The organism is Bradyrhizobium sp., assembly GCF_030654605.1.
Lineage (GTDB): Bacteria > Pseudomonadota > Alphaproteobacteria > Rhizobiales > Xanthobacteraceae > Bradyrhizobium.
Genome location: NZ_JAURXB010000066.1, coordinates 18,296 through 32,911 on the forward strand (window position 1 = coordinate 18,296; position 14,616 = coordinate 32,911).

At 65.0% G+C, this 14,616-nt stretch carries 15 protein-coding genes; 8 read left to right on the forward strand and 7 right to left on the reverse strand.

Annotated features, from left to right (window positions below; genetic code table 11):
• The first annotated feature begins 53 nt into the window (after positions 1–53).
• The 3 genes from Q7U29_RS06015 to Q7U29_RS06025 all read left to right on the forward strand — a co-directional run bounded on the left by Q7U29_RS06015 (position 54) and on the right by Q7U29_RS06025 (position 3,864).
• Positions 54–944 carry an SUMF1/EgtB/PvdO family nonheme iron enzyme gene (locus tag Q7U29_RS06015; RefSeq protein ID WP_304739497.1) on the forward strand — a complete coding sequence of 297 codons (891 nt, stop codon included), beginning with the start codon at positions 54–56 and terminating at the stop codon, positions 942–944.
• Positions 945–1,107: 163 nt separating this feature from the next.
• A complete protein-coding gene (locus Q7U29_RS06020) occupies positions 1,108–2,136 on the forward strand; it encodes a Fe(3+) ABC transporter substrate-binding protein (RefSeq protein WP_370691700.1) in 1,029 nt (342 codons plus the stop codon).
• Between the two features lie 81 nt (positions 2,137–2,217).
• A complete protein-coding gene (locus Q7U29_RS06025) occupies positions 2,218–3,864 on the forward strand; it encodes an iron ABC transporter permease (protein WP_304739498.1) in 1,647 nt (548 codons plus the stop codon).
• Between the two features lie 255 nt (positions 3,865–4,119).
• On the opposite strand, the gene Q7U29_RS06030 is transcribed toward Q7U29_RS06025, so the two are convergent.
• Entirely contained in the window at positions 4,120–5,016 is an 897-nt protein-coding gene (locus tag Q7U29_RS06030) for a LysR family transcriptional regulator (RefSeq protein ID WP_304739500.1), read from the reverse strand.
• A gap of 132 nt (positions 5,017–5,148) precedes the next feature.
• Between Q7U29_RS06030 and styA the strand changes: the two genes are divergently transcribed.
• Positions 5,149–6,402: a styrene monooxygenase subunit StyA gene (gene styA, locus Q7U29_RS06035; RefSeq protein WP_304739502.1), complete on the forward strand. Its 1,254-nt coding sequence runs from the start codon at positions 5,149–5,151 to the stop codon at positions 6,400–6,402.
• A 10-nt stretch (positions 6,403–6,412) separates the two neighbouring features.
• Entirely contained in the window at positions 6,413–6,898 is a 486-nt protein-coding gene (gene styB / locus Q7U29_RS06040; protein ID WP_304739504.1) for a styrene monooxygenase NADH-dependent flavin reductase subunit StyB, read from the forward strand.
• A gap of 214 nt (positions 6,899–7,112) precedes the next feature.
• On the opposite strand, the gene Q7U29_RS06045 is transcribed toward styB, so the two are convergent.
• Entirely contained in the window at positions 7,113–7,763 is a 651-nt protein-coding gene (locus Q7U29_RS06045) for a 3-oxoacid CoA-transferase subunit B (protein ID WP_304739506.1), read from the reverse strand.
• An 11-nt stretch (positions 7,764–7,774) separates the two neighbouring features.
• Entirely contained in the window at positions 7,775–8,494 is a 720-nt protein-coding gene (locus Q7U29_RS06050) for a CoA transferase subunit A (protein WP_304739508.1), read from the reverse strand.
• Between the two features lie 376 nt (positions 8,495–8,870).
• On the opposite strand from Q7U29_RS06050, the gene Q7U29_RS06055 reads away from it, so the two are divergent.
• Genes Q7U29_RS06055 through Q7U29_RS06065 form a run of 3 tightly spaced genes read left to right on the forward strand, consistent with a single transcriptional unit; the run spans position 8,871 to position 11,321 of the window.
• Entirely contained in the window at positions 8,871–10,823 is a 1,953-nt protein-coding gene (locus tag Q7U29_RS06055; protein WP_304739509.1) for an AsmA family protein, read from the forward strand.
• A 34-nt stretch (positions 10,824–10,857) separates the two neighbouring features.
• Positions 10,858–11,043, forward strand: a complete 186-nt coding sequence (locus Q7U29_RS06060; RefSeq protein WP_304739511.1) for a type II toxin-antitoxin system RelE/ParE family toxin — start codon at positions 10,858–10,860, stop codon at positions 11,041–11,043.
• A complete protein-coding gene (locus Q7U29_RS06065) occupies positions 11,040–11,321 on the forward strand; it encodes a helix-turn-helix domain-containing protein (protein ID WP_304739513.1) in 282 nt (93 codons plus the stop codon). The genes Q7U29_RS06060 and Q7U29_RS06065 overlap by 4 nt, the downstream gene beginning before the upstream one ends.
• A 35-nt stretch (positions 11,322–11,356) precedes the next feature.
• On the opposite strand, the gene Q7U29_RS06070 is transcribed toward Q7U29_RS06065, so the two are convergent.
• The 4 genes from Q7U29_RS06070 to Q7U29_RS06085 form a co-directional block, all read right to left on the reverse strand.
• The gene (locus Q7U29_RS06070; protein WP_304739514.1) at positions 11,357–11,593 is read right to left on the reverse strand and encodes a hypothetical protein; all 237 of its coding nucleotides are present in this window, start codon (positions 11,591–11,593) and stop codon (positions 11,357–11,359) included.
• 101 nt (positions 11,594–11,694) lie between these two features.
• Positions 11,695–12,513 carry an ABC transporter permease gene (locus Q7U29_RS06075; protein WP_304739516.1) on the reverse strand — a complete coding sequence of 273 codons (819 nt, stop codon included), beginning with the start codon at positions 12,511–12,513 and terminating at the stop codon, positions 11,695–11,697.
• Positions 12,510–13,424 carry an ABC transporter permease gene (locus tag Q7U29_RS06080; RefSeq protein ID WP_304739518.1) on the reverse strand — a complete coding sequence of 305 codons (915 nt, stop codon included), beginning with the start codon at positions 13,422–13,424 and terminating at the stop codon, positions 12,510–12,512. The genes Q7U29_RS06075 and Q7U29_RS06080 overlap by 4 nt, the downstream gene beginning before the upstream one ends.
• Positions 13,421–14,611, reverse strand: coding sequence for an ABC transporter ATP-binding protein (locus Q7U29_RS06085; protein ID WP_304739520.1), 1,191 nt, complete (start codon positions 14,609–14,611; stop codon positions 13,421–13,423). Before Q7U29_RS06085 ends, Q7U29_RS06080 begins: the two co-directional genes overlap by 4 nt.
• Positions 14,612–14,616 lie beyond the last annotated feature (5 nt).

The following is a 14,616-nucleotide window of genomic DNA, read 5'->3' on the forward strand; positions in this document are numbered from 1 at the left end:
ACGGCGGTGCCGGCATGATGCCGGCACCCTCCTCCCGACGACGCGAGACGGCCATGCTGATCGCATTCAAACTCAAGCTAGCCCTGGCCTGTGTGGCCGGCCTCACCGGACCGCTGGCGGTGGCGCCGCTGTTCAATGACGCCGCAGCGCCCGACCAGATCCCTGGCCATCCGCCCGCTTTGGTCGAACTCCAGCCCGGCACCGCGTCCTATCGGGTTGCCGGCGACTTCACCCGCGCCAACAGACAGATTGAAGCCCCCTTGACGTCGGTGCGTTTCACCCGCCCGCTGTCGATCATGAAACATCAGGTCTCGGCCGCCGACTACCAGCGCTGCGTCGATGCGGCCAGCTGCCGCGCGCTGAGCCCGGGCGTCAAGCCCGTCGCCGACCGTCCCGCAGTGCAGATCAGCTGGCACGATGCCGACGCCTATGCGGCCTGGCTCTCGCGCATCACCGGCGAGCAATATCGGCTGCCGACCGACGAGGAATGGGCCTTTGCCGCGGGCAACCGCTACAAGGACGACAGCCTGCCGGTCGACGACAACGATCCCTCCAAACGCTGGCTGGCCCGTTACGAGCGCGAGTCGAACCGGGAGTTGGGGACCGAGATCGAGGCGCAACCGTCAGGCCATTTCGGCGTCAACGAGAATGGCCTCTACGACATGTCAGGCAATGTCTGGGAATGGACCAGCACCTGTTTTGTCCGTTCCAAGCTTGACGAAAATGGCCAGACGATTTCGAAAAACTCGAATTGCGGCGTTCGCGTCGCCGAAGGCCAGCACCGCACCTACGTCACCGATTTCATCCGCGATGCCCGCGCCGGCGGCTGCGCGGCCGGAGTTCCCCCCAGCAATCTCGGCTTCCGGCTGGTGCGCGAGCAAAAATCCTGGATCAGCCAGCTCTCATCCGGCCTCGGCAAGGCGCTGTCGATCGCGCGGTCGTAGTTTCGCAGACGGATGAAGGCATGCAGAGATTCTGGAATACTTCTAAATCGAACCGTGGAATCCCTCTAAATCGGCACTTTCGCGGCATCGAGTCGCGGACAGCACCGCACCTGCTGCGCTACTTGAAACCGGCATCGTCATCGTCGCCGCCGGAGCAGTTCTCATGATGAATTTTCGCCTCTTCACCGCAACCGCAGCGTTGCTTTGCCTGACCTCGTCCGGTGTCACGACGGCATCCGCCGACAACGGTGAGGTCAACGTCTATACCTACCGCGAGACCAAGCTGATCCAGCCGCTGTTCGACGCCTTCACCGCCGATACCGGCGTCAAGGTCAACATCGTGTCGGCCAGTTCCGGACTCGAGCAGCGCATCAAGGCCGAGGGCGCCAACAGCCCCGCCGACGTGCTGCTGACGGTCGACATCGGCCGCATCGACGAAGCCGTGCAGGCCGGGGTGACGCAGCCGATCAAATCGGAGGCGATCGACAAGATCGTGCCGGCGCAGTATCGCGATCCCGACGGTCACTGGGCCGGCATTTCCATGCGCGCGCGCGTGATCTATGCCTCGAAGGACCGCGTCAAGCAGGAAGCCATCAGCTATGAGGAACTCGCCGATCCCAAGTGGAAGGGCAAGATCTGCATCCGCTCCGGCCAGCACATCTACAACAACGGACTGTTCGCTGCCTATGTCGCCAGGCACGGCGAGGCCAAGGCCGAGGAATGGCTGCGCGGCGTGAAAGCCAATCTCGCGCAGAAACCCTCCGGCGGGGATCGCGAGGCCGCGCGTGACGTCGCCGCCGGCAAATGCGATATCGGCATCGGCAACACCTATTACTGGGCGCTGATGATGAACAAGGATCCCGACAAGAAGCCGTGGGCGGAAGCGACCCGCGTCGTGCTGCCGACCTTTCAGGGCGGCGGCACCCACGTCAATCTTTCCGGCGTGCTGCTGGCCAAACACGCCCCCCACCGGGCCAACGGCGTCAAGCTGATCGAATGGCTGGCCGGCGAGAAGGCGCAGCAGATGTATGCCGACCAGAACTACGAGTATCCGGTCCGCGCCGGCGTCGCCATCAATCCGACCATCGCGGGCTACGGCAAGCTAAACGCCGATTCGCTGCCGATCGCGAAGATCGCCGCCAACCGCAAAGCAGCCTCGACGCTGGTGGACAAGGTCGGTTTTGACAATTGAGCTCACCCAATTGCGGCCTGCTTCCCGCTCGCCTCGGCGCGGAGGGAAGCGGTCGCATGCTTGCTTGACCAGCGACCTGGCGTGAACCGCGCCACGCCCACAGGACGGGTCGCGGCGGCTGTCGCGGTGGCGACCGCGATCCTGGTCGCCGCACCCGTGATCTCGATTATCTCGCTTGCGATGCATCCTGCGCCTGATTTGTGGCAGGATCTGATGGCCTACGTGTTGCCGCGGGCCATGATCGATACCGCGCTGCTGCTGGGCGGCGTCGGCGCCCTGGCGCTCTCGATCGGCGCCGGCACCGCGTGGCTGATCTCGCTGCATGATTTTCGCGGCCGCGCGTTGCTGGTGTGGCTGATGCCGCTGCCGCTGGCGATTCCGACTTATCTCGCCGCCTACGTCTACGCCGATTTGTTCGAGCCGCTGGGGCTGGTCCATCGCACGCTGGCGATCTGGTTTCCGCTGCGCGACCTGGTCGGCGTGCTTCCCAATTTGCGCTCGATGCCGGGCGCGATCGTCGTCATCGGCCTCGTGCTCTACCCTTACGTCTATCTTTCCGCGCGGACCATGTTCCAGTTCCAGAGCGCCGAATTCGCAGAGGCGGCCAGAACCCTCGGCGCCAAACGCTGGACCGTGTTCTGGCGCGTCTCGCTGCCGATGGCGCGGCCGGCGCTGGCGGTCGGAGTGGCGCTGGTATCGCTGGAAACCCTGAACGACATCGGCGCCAGCGAATATCTCGGCGTCCGGACCCTGACGGTATCGATCTTTACCACCTGGCTCAATCGCGGCAGCCTCGCAGGCGCCGCCCAGCTTTCCTGCTTCATGCTGGCGATCGTTGCCGTCCTGATCGCGGTCGAGCGCTACGGCCGCCGCAATACGACGGCGGAGTTTTCCGCCGAAAGTCCGCGGCTGACGCCGCGAACCCGGCTGAACGGCATCAGGGGCGGAGCCGCCTTCGCGGCGTGCCTGTTGCCGGTGCTGCTCGGCTTCGTCGTGCCGGTGCTGTTCCTGCTGCAGCAGAGTTTTGGCCGCAGCCTGCTCGCGAATTTCGACATGGCGCTGGGACGCGACGCCTTCAATTCGATTGCGTTCGCAACCCTTGCCACGCTGATCGCGCTCACGCTGGGCTTTGCCACCATTCTGGCCTGGCGCTGGCGGCCCAATCCGGTGAGGTTCATCGCCATGAACATCTCGCAGACCGGCTACGCACTGCCCGGCCTGGTGCTGGCGCTCGGCCTGCTGACGCCGGTGCTGGCGATCGACAACGGGTTGAATGCGGTGGCCGGCTGGCTGGGGCGCTCATTGCCGGGATTGATCCTGATCGGCTCGGGCGCTGCCGTTGTCATCGCCTATGTGATCCGGTTTCTGGCGGTGCCGACCGGGATGATCAAGGCCGGGTTCGAGCGGATTCCACGCGATTATGACGACAGCGCACTTGCCGCCGGCGCGGGACAGGCGACGACGTTGCGGAAAATTCATCTGCCGCTGCTGCGGCCGGCGATGCTGGGCGCCGTCATCATCGTGTTCGTGGATTGCCTGAAGGAATTGCCGGCGACGCTGCTGCTGCGGCCGCTCAACGTCGACACGCTGGCAACCTCGATCTACCAGTTCGCCAGCCGCGGCAGCTTCGAAGACGGCGCACTGGCCGCCTTGCTGATCGTCGCCGCCAGCATCGGCCCGGTGGCCTGGCTGACCCGGTTTTCCGACATGCCGAGCGGCCCGGCGTAGGTTTCGATCTAACCGATCTGTCGTCCCGGACAAGCGAGCAACGCGAGCGCCGATCCGGGACCCATAATCCCGGTCGCCTGTTGTTTGAAGAAGGTCTCTAACTCCGGCGCGCCAACGAGAGGCTGCGGCGCCGCGATGAGCGCAATTGCGCTCACGCTGGGGTCCCGGATCGGCGTTCGCTGGCGCTCACTTGTCCGGGACGACGATGAGTCAATTACCTGCGCATCGCAAATTTCTTCGGCCGAGGCCAGCCGCTCACGGCGTCGAGAATTGCCCCGAGCGCTTGATCAGCAGATCGAGAAAACTCCGTGCCCGGAGCGACATCCAGTGCGTCTCGGGATAGACGGCATGCAGCGGCAGGGCGGCGATCGAAAAATCGGGCAGGAGGTTCTTGAACTGACCGCTGCGGAGGCCGGCGACCGCACACCATTCGGGCAGGATGGCGATGCCGAGATGCTGCATCACGGCTTCCTGCATCGCATCGGCATCGTCGACCAGAAGCGGCCCGTTGATCGAGGCGACGTGGCGACCGTGCTCGGATTCGAAGATCCATTCGCTGGCGGACGACAGCCGCGAATAGACGATGCATTGGTGCGCGTCGAGATCCTCGGGCGTGCGCGGTATCGCACGTCCGCCCAGATAGCCCGGCGTCGCGACCAGATAGCGCTGCACCGTACCCAGCCGCCGGGCCACCAGCGTGCTCGACTCCAGTTTTCCGATCCGCAGCGCCAGTTCGACGCCCTCCTCCACCAAATTGACGAAACGCTCGCTGAAACGCAGGTCGAGCCGAACGCCCGGATAGGCGCGGACATATTCGGCAATCACCGGCATCAGATAGCGCCGGCCGAACGATGAGGGCACGCTGACCCGCAGCGTACCGCTCGGCCGCAGCGAATTTTCCTCGATGTTGACCCGCGCCTGGTCGAAGCTCGCCAGGATCTGGCGCGCCAGATCGTAGATGCGGTGGCCTTCCGGGGTCGGCCGCAGTTTTCGCGTGGTGCGGAAAAACAGCTGCGTGCCGAATTCGCTTTCGAGCAGCGCGATGCGCTTGCTCACGGCCGGTTGGCCGATGCCGAGTTCGCTGGCGGCGACTGAGAAGCTGCCGCCCTCCAGGCAGCGGACAAAGGCACGCAGGCAGTCGATGCGGTCCATCCCGATCATTCCCAACAGGAATAAATCATATCCTATCCATTCCGTATTCTTCGGACAAGTTGCTGGTTAGGCTGCGCGCAGCAAATCGCAGGGGGGAGAACAACTCCCGCACCGCTCGAAGGGAGGCCGCTCATGAGACGTCACATCGGAATCGTCGGCGCCGGGATCGCCGGCCTGCATCTGGCGCTTTATCTGCAGAAGCACGGCGTCGCCGCCACGCTGATCACCGACCGCAGACCAGAGGATTACCGCGGCAGCCGCCTCATCAATACGGTCGCCCACCACCATGTGACGATCGCGCGCGAGGATTATCTCGGCGTCAATCACTGGACCGATCCGAAGCAGCACTATTACTACCACGACCATTTCTTCAATTTTCCGCAGCCGCTCGGCTTTCGCGGCGATTTTTCGAAGGCCAGCCGCGCCGTCGATTACCGGATCTATCTGCCGGCGCTGATGAAGGATTTCCTCGATCGCGGCGGCGCGATCGAGTACCGCCAGATCGAACAGGGCGATATCGCGGCGCTGGTCAGCCGCTTCGATCTTTTGGTGGTCGCCACCGGCAAGGGCGCGCTCGGCCAGCTGTTCAGTTACCGGCCGGAGCACACGCCCTATTCGCAGCCGCAGCGACGGCTGTGCGTCGGTCTCTATACCGGCGTCAGCCAGCCCGATCCGATGAACGTGACGCTGTCGGTTTCACCGGGCCACGGCGAGATGATCGTGATTCCCACCATCAGCTTCGACGGCGTCGCCACCGCGCTGTTGATGGAGAACATCCCCGGCGGCGACATGGAGGAACTGGCGACGCTGAGCTATGACGCCAATCCCAAGCATTTCCTGCAGGTCCTGCTCGGCAAGCTCGAGAAGCATCATCCGACCACCTACCATCGCATCGACACCGCGCGCTTCGACCTCGCGCAGCCCTTGGACCTGCTGCAGGGCGGCGTGGTGCCGACCGTCCGCAACACCGTGGTCGAGTTCGATGGCGGCAAATGCGCCATCGCGCTCGGCGACCTGCATTCGGTGGTCGACCCGATGATGGGACAGGGCGCCAACGTGGCCTCCTACGCGGCTTTCGTGCTCGGCGAGGAAATCGTCAAGTCAGACGTGCTCGACGCGCGGTTCTGCGAAAAGGTGGATCTGAAACGGCAGGATCGCGTGCTGGCGGCGGCGCGCTGGACCAACATCATGCTGCAGCCGCCCTCCGAGGCGCTGGGGATGCTGATCGGCACGATGAGCCAGAACCAGGCGCTGGCCGACGAATTCACCGAGAACTTCAATTATCCGGACCAGCAGTGGGACCGCATCTGTTCGGCGGAACGAATCCACGCCTGGATCGAGCGCAAGTCGGCGCCGGCGGCCGAGCCGATGCGGGCGAGCGCGTGAGGAGCACGACATGCAGCGCGTCGACCCGGTCGCGTTCCGACAGGCCGCCTCGCGCTTTGTGACGGGGGTTGCGGTGCTGACCGCGCTGGACCGGCGCGGCGAGGTCTGCGGCATGACCGCCAACAGTTTTGTCAGCATCAGCCTGGCGCCGCCGACCGTGCTGGTTTCGGTCAAGCCGGGACGGATGCATGATGCGATCTCAGCGGCGGCCCGCTATGGCGTCAACGTGCTGCCGGAAGACGGCAAGCACTTGTCGCGGCATTTCGCCGGCCGGCCTGCCGCCGATGCCGTCGCAGCTTGCGAGATCGTGCAGGGACTACCGAGGCTGCCCGGCTGCGTCGCGTTCTTTGCCTGCGAATTGATCCGATCCGTCGATGTCAACGACCACACGCTGTTCATCGCCGAAGTATCGACCTGCGATTACAGCGACACCCTGCCCCTGGTGTTCTTTTCCAGCCGCTACCATCTGGGTCCGGGAATGCCGGTGGACCGATAAAGGGGCCGCGAGCTCAATACGAGCGCTCGCTCTTCCGTCGTCCCGGACAAGCGAGCAAGGCGAGCGCCGATCCGGGACCCATAACCCCGGTCGTCTGTAGTTTGAAGAAGGTCTCTAACTCCGACGCTCTAACGAGAGGGCACGGCGTATGGGTCCCGGATCAGCGTTCGCTGGCGCTCACTGGTCCGGGACGACGATGACTATTTGCCTGCGCTCACGCGTTCTTCAGCGCGACGCGGAATTCGGCTTCGGTCTTCGCCTTCACTTCGTCGAGCGTGACGCCGTCGGCGAGTTCGATCAGCGCCATGCCGTCCTTGCCGTGCTTGTCGATGGTGAATACCGCGAGATCCGTCACCACCATGTCGACCACCTTCTCGCCGGTCAGCGGCAAGTTGCAGGTCTTCAGCAGTTTCGGGCCGTCCTTGGCGGAATGTTCCATCACCACCACGACGCGCTTGACGCCGGCGACCAGGTCCATCGCGCCGCCCATGCCCTTGACCATCTTGCCGGGGATCATCCAGTTGGCGAGGTCGCCGTTCTGCGCCACCTGCATCGCGCCGAGGATCGAGAGATCGATATGGCCGCCGCGCACCATGCCGAAGGAATCCGCCGACGAGAAATAGCTGGTCGAGGGCAGTTCGGTGACGGTCTGCTTGCCGGCGTTGATCAGATCCGGGTCTTCCTCGCCCTCATAGGGAAACGGCCCCATCCCGAGCATGCCATTCTCGCTCTGCAGCACCACGTCGACGCCGTCGGGAATGTAATTCGACACCAGCGTCGGAATGCCGATGCCGAGATTGACGTAGAAGCCGTCGCGCAGTTCCTTGGCGGCGCGGGCAGCCATTTGTTCGCGGGTCCAGGCCATCGGAATTCCTCTCAGGTTGCGGCGGCAGCAGCGTCACGCTTGCGCGTGGTGCGTTGCTCGATCCGCTTGTTGGCATTGCCGACTTCGATGATGCGCTTGACGAAGACGCCGGGGGTATGGATGTGGTCGGGATCGATCTCCCCGGCGGGGACAAGGTGCTCGACCTCGGCCACCGTGATCTTCGCCGCGGTCGCCATCATCGGGTTAAAATTGCGCGCAGTCTTGCGGTAGACCAGATTGCCCGCGGTATCGCCTTTCCAGGCGTGGACGATGGCGACGTCGCCGAACAGGCCGCGCTCCATGATGTATTTCTCGCCGTCGAAAATCTTCTCTTCCTTGCCTTCGGCGATCAGGGTGCCGACGCCGGTCTTGGTGTAGAACGCCGGAATGCCGGCGCCGCCGGCGCGGATGCGCTCGGCCAGCGTGCCCTGCGGCGCGAATTCGAGTTCCAGCTCGCCGGCGAGGTACTGCTGGGCGAACAGCTTGTTCTCGCCGACATAGGACGAGATCATCTTCCTGATCTGCCGGGTTTCGAGCAGCCGGCTCAATCCGATGCCGTCGACGCCGGCATTGTTGGAGACCACGGTCAGGTTCTTGACGCCGGAGTCGCGGATCGCGTCCGACAGGGCCTCGGCGATGCCGCACAGGCCGAAGCCGCCGGACATGATCATCATGCCGTCCCTTAGAATGCCTTCGAGTGCCGATTTGGCGTCGGGGTAGACCTTGTTCATGGAATACGACCTGATGGGAGGAAGGGCGCTGGCGGCCTGGGCACTGGCGGCCCGGATTGACCGTGATTATTAGGCGAATTCTTCGCAATGCGTCAATGACGGGGCATTTGCCCCGGCCGGGCCGGCTTTGGGGCGTCGGGACGGCCTTGAAAGCGTCAAGAAAACCTATCAAGTTGTGGGGGTTGGCCTGCCGCCCGGGCTTATCTCGACAGCGGCCCGACGACATCAACCCGACATCAGCCTGGCCGGCCTTGAGTTCAACCAGACTTGGGATTAGCGGACTTGGGATTAGCGGACCTTGGGTTTAGCGGACCTTGGGCTTAGGACTTGGGCTTAGAACTTGGGCTTAGAACTTGGGTTCTAACAAGACTTGGATATGTCATTGACGGTGGCCCAACGAATGAAGCGCCTCGGCATGCCGGTTGCCGCATTTTTCGGCGTGGTGCTGATCGGCCTGATCGGAACTTCCTGGTTTCTCAACCGCGACGCCCTGCGTCAGGCGGTGGAGGCCCAGATCCGCGCCGTGACCGGCCTCGATCTGGTGGTCAACGGCCGGATCGACGTCTCGGTGTTTCCCGGCAGCTACGTCTCGTTTCATGACGTCGGCCTGAAGGGCGGCGCCACCGCCGACCCCGCGCTGTCGGTCGATGTCCTGACCGCGAATTTGCGCCTGCTGCCGCTGTTGCTGCGGCGGTTCGAGATATCGGACGTCATGATGCTGCGCCCGCATATCCGCGTCGTCCGCGACGGCAATGGCGAGAGCAACTGGACGCCGTTCATCGATACCATCGCGCGCACCGTGCAGCCCGGCGCCGAGAACCCGCTGTCATTCTCCGAAATCCGCATCCAGGACGGCCTGCTCACCTATCGGGATGCCGCCAACCGCGTCGCCGAGACCATCGGAGATATCGATCTGTCGCTGGCGTGGCCGTCGATCTCGCGTTCCTTCGCGGCAACCGGGCAATTCGACTGGCGCGGCGAACGGGTCGACGCCTCGATCAGCACCAGCGACTTCGTCGCAGCCCTTTCCGGCGAACGCTCCGGCCTGAAGGCGCGGCTGGCCAGCCCGCCCTTGAAACTGGCGTTCGACGGCACCGTCGCCAACCGCACCAGCCTGATGATGGAGGGCACCGTCACGGTCGACAGCCCCAGCTTGCGCAACGCCCTGCGCTGGGCCGGCCAGCCGCCGCCGGGCACCGGCGGGTTCGGCCGCTTCGCGCTGAAGGCCCGCGCCAATGTGGTCGGGCCGTCGATCGCGCTGACCAACGTCAATGTCGAACTCGACGGCAATGTCGCCGAGGGCGTGATGACCTATTCCAATGCCGGCCGCCAGACGCTGCAGGCGACGCTGGCCGCGGGCAATCTCGACTTCACGCCCTACATCTCCACCTTCCGCCTGCTCGCCTCCGGCGCGCGCGACTGGAACCGGCAGCTGTTCGACCTCAACGCGCTCACCACTACCGACCTCGACATGCGGCTGTCGGCGGCCAAGGTGACGGTCGGCTCGTCGAAACTCGGCCGCACCGCGTTCGGCGCCAATTTGCGCAGCGGCGCGCTGGCGCTCAGCGTCGGCGAGGCGCAGATGTATGGCGGCATCGCCCGGGGCTCGTTCGGGATCGCGCGCTCCGACACCGTCGCCGACATCAAGGCCCAGTTCCAGTTCACCGACGTCGACCTGCAGGCCTGCGCCAGCGAATTGTTCGGCATCACCAAACTGTCCGGCCGCGGCAATCTCAACGTCTCGCTGGTCGCCTCCGGTGCCAGCCCCTTCGGCCTCGCCCAGTCGCTCGACGGCAGCGCCATCCTCACCGGCCAGAACGGCGCGATCTCCGGCTTCAATGCCGAGCAGTTGCTGAAGCGGCTGGAGCGCCGGCCGCTATCCGGCGCCGGCAATTTCCGCGCGGGCTCGACGCCCTACGACACGCTGACCATCGCGCTGAAATTCAGCGACGGCATCGCCACCGCCGAGGACATCCGCGTCGAGGGACCCTCCGCGCGCCTGACCCTGACCGGCACCGCCTCGGTGCCGATGCGCGAATACGACATGAAGGGCATCGCCAGCCTGGTATCGGCGCCGAACGCCGCCGCCGGCTTCGAACTGCCGTTCGTGGTGCAGGGCCCATGGGACGATCCCCTGATCTTCCCGGATCCGGAAAGCCTGCTCCGCCGCTCGCCGGGCGCAGCCCCGCTGCTCGACGCGGTCAAGGACCGCAAGACAAGGGATGCGGTGCGTTCGGTGCTGGAACGGATTACGGGCGGGCGGCCTGCGGCGGCGCCGGATGCGGCGGCGCCGGCGGGGGTGCCGGCAGATGCGCCGAAGGCGAACTGACGGGCTGAGCTTGCGTAAGGCGGATTAGCGCAACGTGGCCCGCAATGCCGCCAGTGGTCGGCGCGTTCCCCTGACCGGCCGCGACGGAATTGCCCGCGCGCTCTATGTCACGGCGATAGGCCGCAGGGTCGTCGTGGTCAAGGCATTCGCCAAGAAAACGCAAAAAACGCCGCGTGCCGAAATCGAACTCGCGCTCCGGCGCGCAAAGGAGATCACATGACCATCCCGTTCGAAAAGCTGAAAGCCCGCCTGCTCGCAAACCCCAGGGTCAAGGCCGAGTATGACGCGCTCGCGCCGGAGTTCGAGATTGCGGCCGAATTGCTCAGGGCCCGGTTGCGCGCGGGTCTGTCCCAGGCCGAACTCGCGGAACGGATGGGCACCAGCCAATCCACCATCGCCCGGCTGAAAAATGGACACTCGCTGCCGAGCACCAAGACACTGCTGCGTTACGCCGAGGCCACCGGCAGCAAGTTTCAGGTGCGGCTATCGGCAGCCTGACGCGGTACGGCGCGCGGAAGCATGCCGCGTTCCCCTCACCTCTCCTCGGAGACCACGTGGTTGCAGGCGTAGCAGCGGAAGATCCGCATGGCGGCGCTGCCGATGATGGGTTGAAGATCGCTGAGATGCGTCATGTCCGCGCCGCATTTGTCGCAGGTGCGCGACGGGGCGTCCGTCCTGTCAGGCGAGGCCTTCGCAACGGGTGCTGCCATGTGATCGGCCTTGTTGGACGCGGGAACAAATAGCACGGCAACGCGCCGCATGTCGGACATGTGCCGTGATCCTGTAACGAGATCATGTCCGGCCGTTGACGGCATGGTGGCGGCCAGCGGTCAATTTTGCTCACGCTCAAGGCAAGGGCAACACCGTAGAACTACAGGGGCGCCGCGCCCTCGCCGCGCGCGCTGGTCAGCTTCGTCGCGAACGACGCCGCCACGATCACCACCGTGATCAATCCCAGCACCAGCGTGCAGATGGCGTTGATTTGCGGCCTCACCCCGAGCCGCACCTCCGAATAGATCCGGATCGGCAGCGTCGCCGAGCCGGGGCCGGTGGTAAAGCTCGCAATCACCACATCGTCGAGCGACAGCGTGAACGCCAGCATCCAGCCCGCCACGATCGAGGGCAGGATCAGCGGCAGCGTCACGCTCACGAATGCCCGCAGCGGATCGCAGCCGAGATCCATCGCCGCCTCCTCCAGGCTGCGGTCGAGCTTGCCCAGCCGCGCCTGCACCACGACCGTGACAAAACACATCGTCAGCGTGGTGTGCGCGATCGTGACGGTCCAGAAGCCGCGCTCGGCATTGAGCGCCACGAACAGCAGCAGCAACGACAGCCCGGTGATGACTTCCGGCATCACCAGCGGCGCATAGAGCATGCCGGAGAACAGGGTGCGGCCCTTGAAGCGTTCGCCGCGCGAAAGTGCCGTGGCTGCGAGCGTGCCGAGCAGCGTCGCCAGCGACGCGGACACCGCCGCCACTCGCAAACTCATCCAGGCCGCATCCAGCATGGCGCGGTCGTTGAAGAATTCGGCGTACCAGCGCAGCGACCAGCCGCCCCACACCGTCACCAGCTTTGAGGCGTTGAACGAATAGATCACGAGGATGGCGATCGGCAGATAGAGAAATGCGAGACCGAGCACCAGCGCGCTGACGTTGAAGCGGGACATCCGGCTCCGCGGGCGCGCCGTCATCGCGCGGCCTCCAGCTGGCGGCGCTGCAGCCGGTCGTACAACGCCAGCGGCGCCACCAACAGCACCAGCAACACCACCGCCACCGCGGAGGCCACCGGCCAGTCCTTGTTGGTGAAGAATTCCAGCCACAGGGTCTGGCCGATCATCATCGAATCCGAGCCCGCCAACAGGTCGGGGATCACGAACTCGCCAAGAATCGGAATGAAGCAGAGCAAGGCGCCGGCGACGACGCCCGGCAAGGAAAGCGGAAACGTCACCAGCCAGAACGTCTGCTGCGGCGATGCGCCGAGATCACTGGCGGCCTCCGAGAGCGCCGGGTCCATTTTCGCCAGCGAGGCATAGAGCGGCAGGATCATGAACGGCAGATAGGAGTAGACGATGCCGAGATACATCGCGCTGTCGGTCGAGAGCCACACCACCGGAGCCGAGACGATATGCAGCGCGAGCAGGACCTGGTTGAGCAGGCCGTCGTGCTGCAGGATGTTGATCCAGGCGTAGATCCGGATCAGGAACGAGGTCCAGAACGGCACGATCACCAGCATCATGGCGATGCCCTGCCAGCGCTGCGGCAGCCGGGCCATGGCGTAGGCGACGGGATAGCCGATCAGAAGCAGGATCGCGGTCGAAACGGCGGCGACGACGAGGCTGCGCAGACAGGACAGGATGTAGAGATTGTCGGAGACCAGCAGCCTGTAATTGTCCAGCGACAGCACGGCGAAGGCGGCCTTGATCGCCGCAAGCCCCTGCGTGAAGTCGAACACCGGCAGATAGGGTGGCTGCGCCACCGCGGTCTGCGACAGGCTGATCTTCAGCACGAAGCCGAACGGCACCAGGAAGAACAGCACCATCCACAAACAGGGCGCGATCGCGGCAAGGCGCGCGGGGCCAGCGAAGATGCGCCGCGCGCTCATTGTTCCAGCACCAGGCAGTCGTCGGGCGTGAACCAGGCCACCACGCGGTGGGTCGGGCTGTAGGCGTCGATATCGATCCGCGCGGTATTGGCCATCGACGAGCGCAGCTCCGCGCCGGAGTCGAGCTTCACCTTGTAGGTGGTGAGACCGCCGAGATAGCCGACATCGGTGACGACGCCCTCCAGCCGGTTGATGGCATGCGCATGGTCGGCGTCGTCGGAAGCAGGACCCCGGCGCGACAGTTTTACCTTTTCGGGACGGATCGCGACCGCGACCACGTCCTTATTGATCGGCTGCAGCGGTGCTGCGACCACGATGGATCCCGCGTCCCGCGTCGCAATTACCAGGCGTCCGGCCTCGCGGGAGGCGACCTCGCCCTCGAACAGATTGATGTCGCCGACGAACTCCGCGATCCAGCGCGACGCCGGCGCTTCGTAGAGCTGGCGCGGCGTCGCCACCTGTTCGAGACGTCCCCTGTCCATCACGCCGATTCTATCAGCCATCGTCATCGCCTCGTCCTGGTCGTGGGTGACGATGATGAAGGTGGTGCCGAGGCGCCGCTGCAGCGCCATCAGTTCGGCTTGCGTGCTCTCGCGCAGCTTCTTGTCGAGTGCCGCCAGCGGCTCGTCCAGCAGCAGGATCCGCGGGCGCCGCGCCAGCGCGCGCGCCAGCGCCACGCGCTGCTTCTGACCGCCGGAGAGCTGGTCGGGCTTGCGCTTCTCGAGGCCCTCGAGTTTTACCAGGGCTATCATCTCGGCGACGCGCGTGCGGATGTCGGCAGCCGGCATGCCCGCGCGCTTCAATCCGAACGCGATATTGTCGCGCACCGAAAGATGCGGAAACAGCGCGTAGTTCTGGAACATCATGTTGACCGGCCGCTCATGCGGCAGCAATGGCGCGATGTCCCAGCCGTCGAGCAGGATCCTGCCCTCGTCCGGCGTCTCGAAGCCGGCGAGCATCCGCAGCAGCGTGGTCTTGCCGCAGCCCGACGGGCCGAGTAGCGCGAAAAATTCTCCCGCCCGGATGTCGAGCGACAGCCGGTCCACCGCGCGAAACCCGCCGAACTGCTTCACCACCGCCTCGATACGCAGCAGCGGAATGTCGGCGGCCTCGGCCGGAGGCGCGGGCCTCGCCGGCTCCGCCACCACTTCCAATGGCGGTTCGGATGTCGCTGGTTCGTCAGTCATGTTCC

Bases quoted from the DNA above. Each gene is read 5' to 3' on its own strand.
- Q7U29_RS06015 (WP_304739497.1), top strand. From the start codon at position 54: ATGCTGATCGCATTCAAACTCAAGCTAGCCCTGGCCTGTGTGGCCGGC.
- Q7U29_RS06020 (WP_370691700.1), top strand. From the start codon at position 1,108: ATGATGAATTTTCGCCTCTTCACCGCAACCGCAGCGTTGCTTTGCCTG.
- Q7U29_RS06030 (WP_304739500.1), bottom strand. From the start codon at position 5,016: ATGGACCGCATCGACTGCCTGCGTGCCTTTGTCCGCTGCCTGGAGGGC.
- styA (WP_304739502.1), top strand. From the start codon at position 5,149: ATGAGACGTCACATCGGAATCGTCGGCGCCGGGATCGCCGGCCTGCAT.
- styB (WP_304739504.1), top strand. From the start codon at position 6,413: ATGCAGCGCGTCGACCCGGTCGCGTTCCGACAGGCCGCCTCGCGCTTT.
- Q7U29_RS06045 (WP_304739506.1), bottom strand. From the start codon at position 7,763: ATGGCCTGGACCCGCGAACAAATGGCTGCCCGCGCCGCCAAGGAACTG.
- Q7U29_RS06050 (WP_304739508.1), bottom strand. From the start codon at position 8,494: ATGAACAAGGTCTACCCCGACGCCAAATCGGCACTCGAAGGCATTCTA.
- Q7U29_RS06055 (WP_304739509.1), top strand. From the start codon at position 8,871: ATGTCATTGACGGTGGCCCAACGAATGAAGCGCCTCGGCATGCCGGTT.
- Q7U29_RS06065 (WP_304739513.1), top strand. From the start codon at position 11,040: ATGACCATCCCGTTCGAAAAGCTGAAAGCCCGCCTGCTCGCAAACCCC.
- Q7U29_RS06070 (WP_304739514.1), bottom strand. From the start codon at position 11,593: ATGTCCGACATGCGGCGCGTTGCCGTGCTATTTGTTCCCGCGTCCAAC.
- Q7U29_RS06075 (WP_304739516.1), bottom strand. From the start codon at position 12,513: ATGACGGCGCGCCCGCGGAGCCGGATGTCCCGCTTCAACGTCAGCGCG.
- Q7U29_RS06080 (WP_304739518.1), bottom strand. From the start codon at position 13,424: ATGAGCGCGCGGCGCATCTTCGCTGGCCCCGCGCGCCTTGCCGCGATC.
- Q7U29_RS06085 (WP_304739520.1), bottom strand. From the start codon at position 14,611: ATGACTGACGAACCAGCGACATCCGAACCGCCATTGGAAGTGGTGGCG.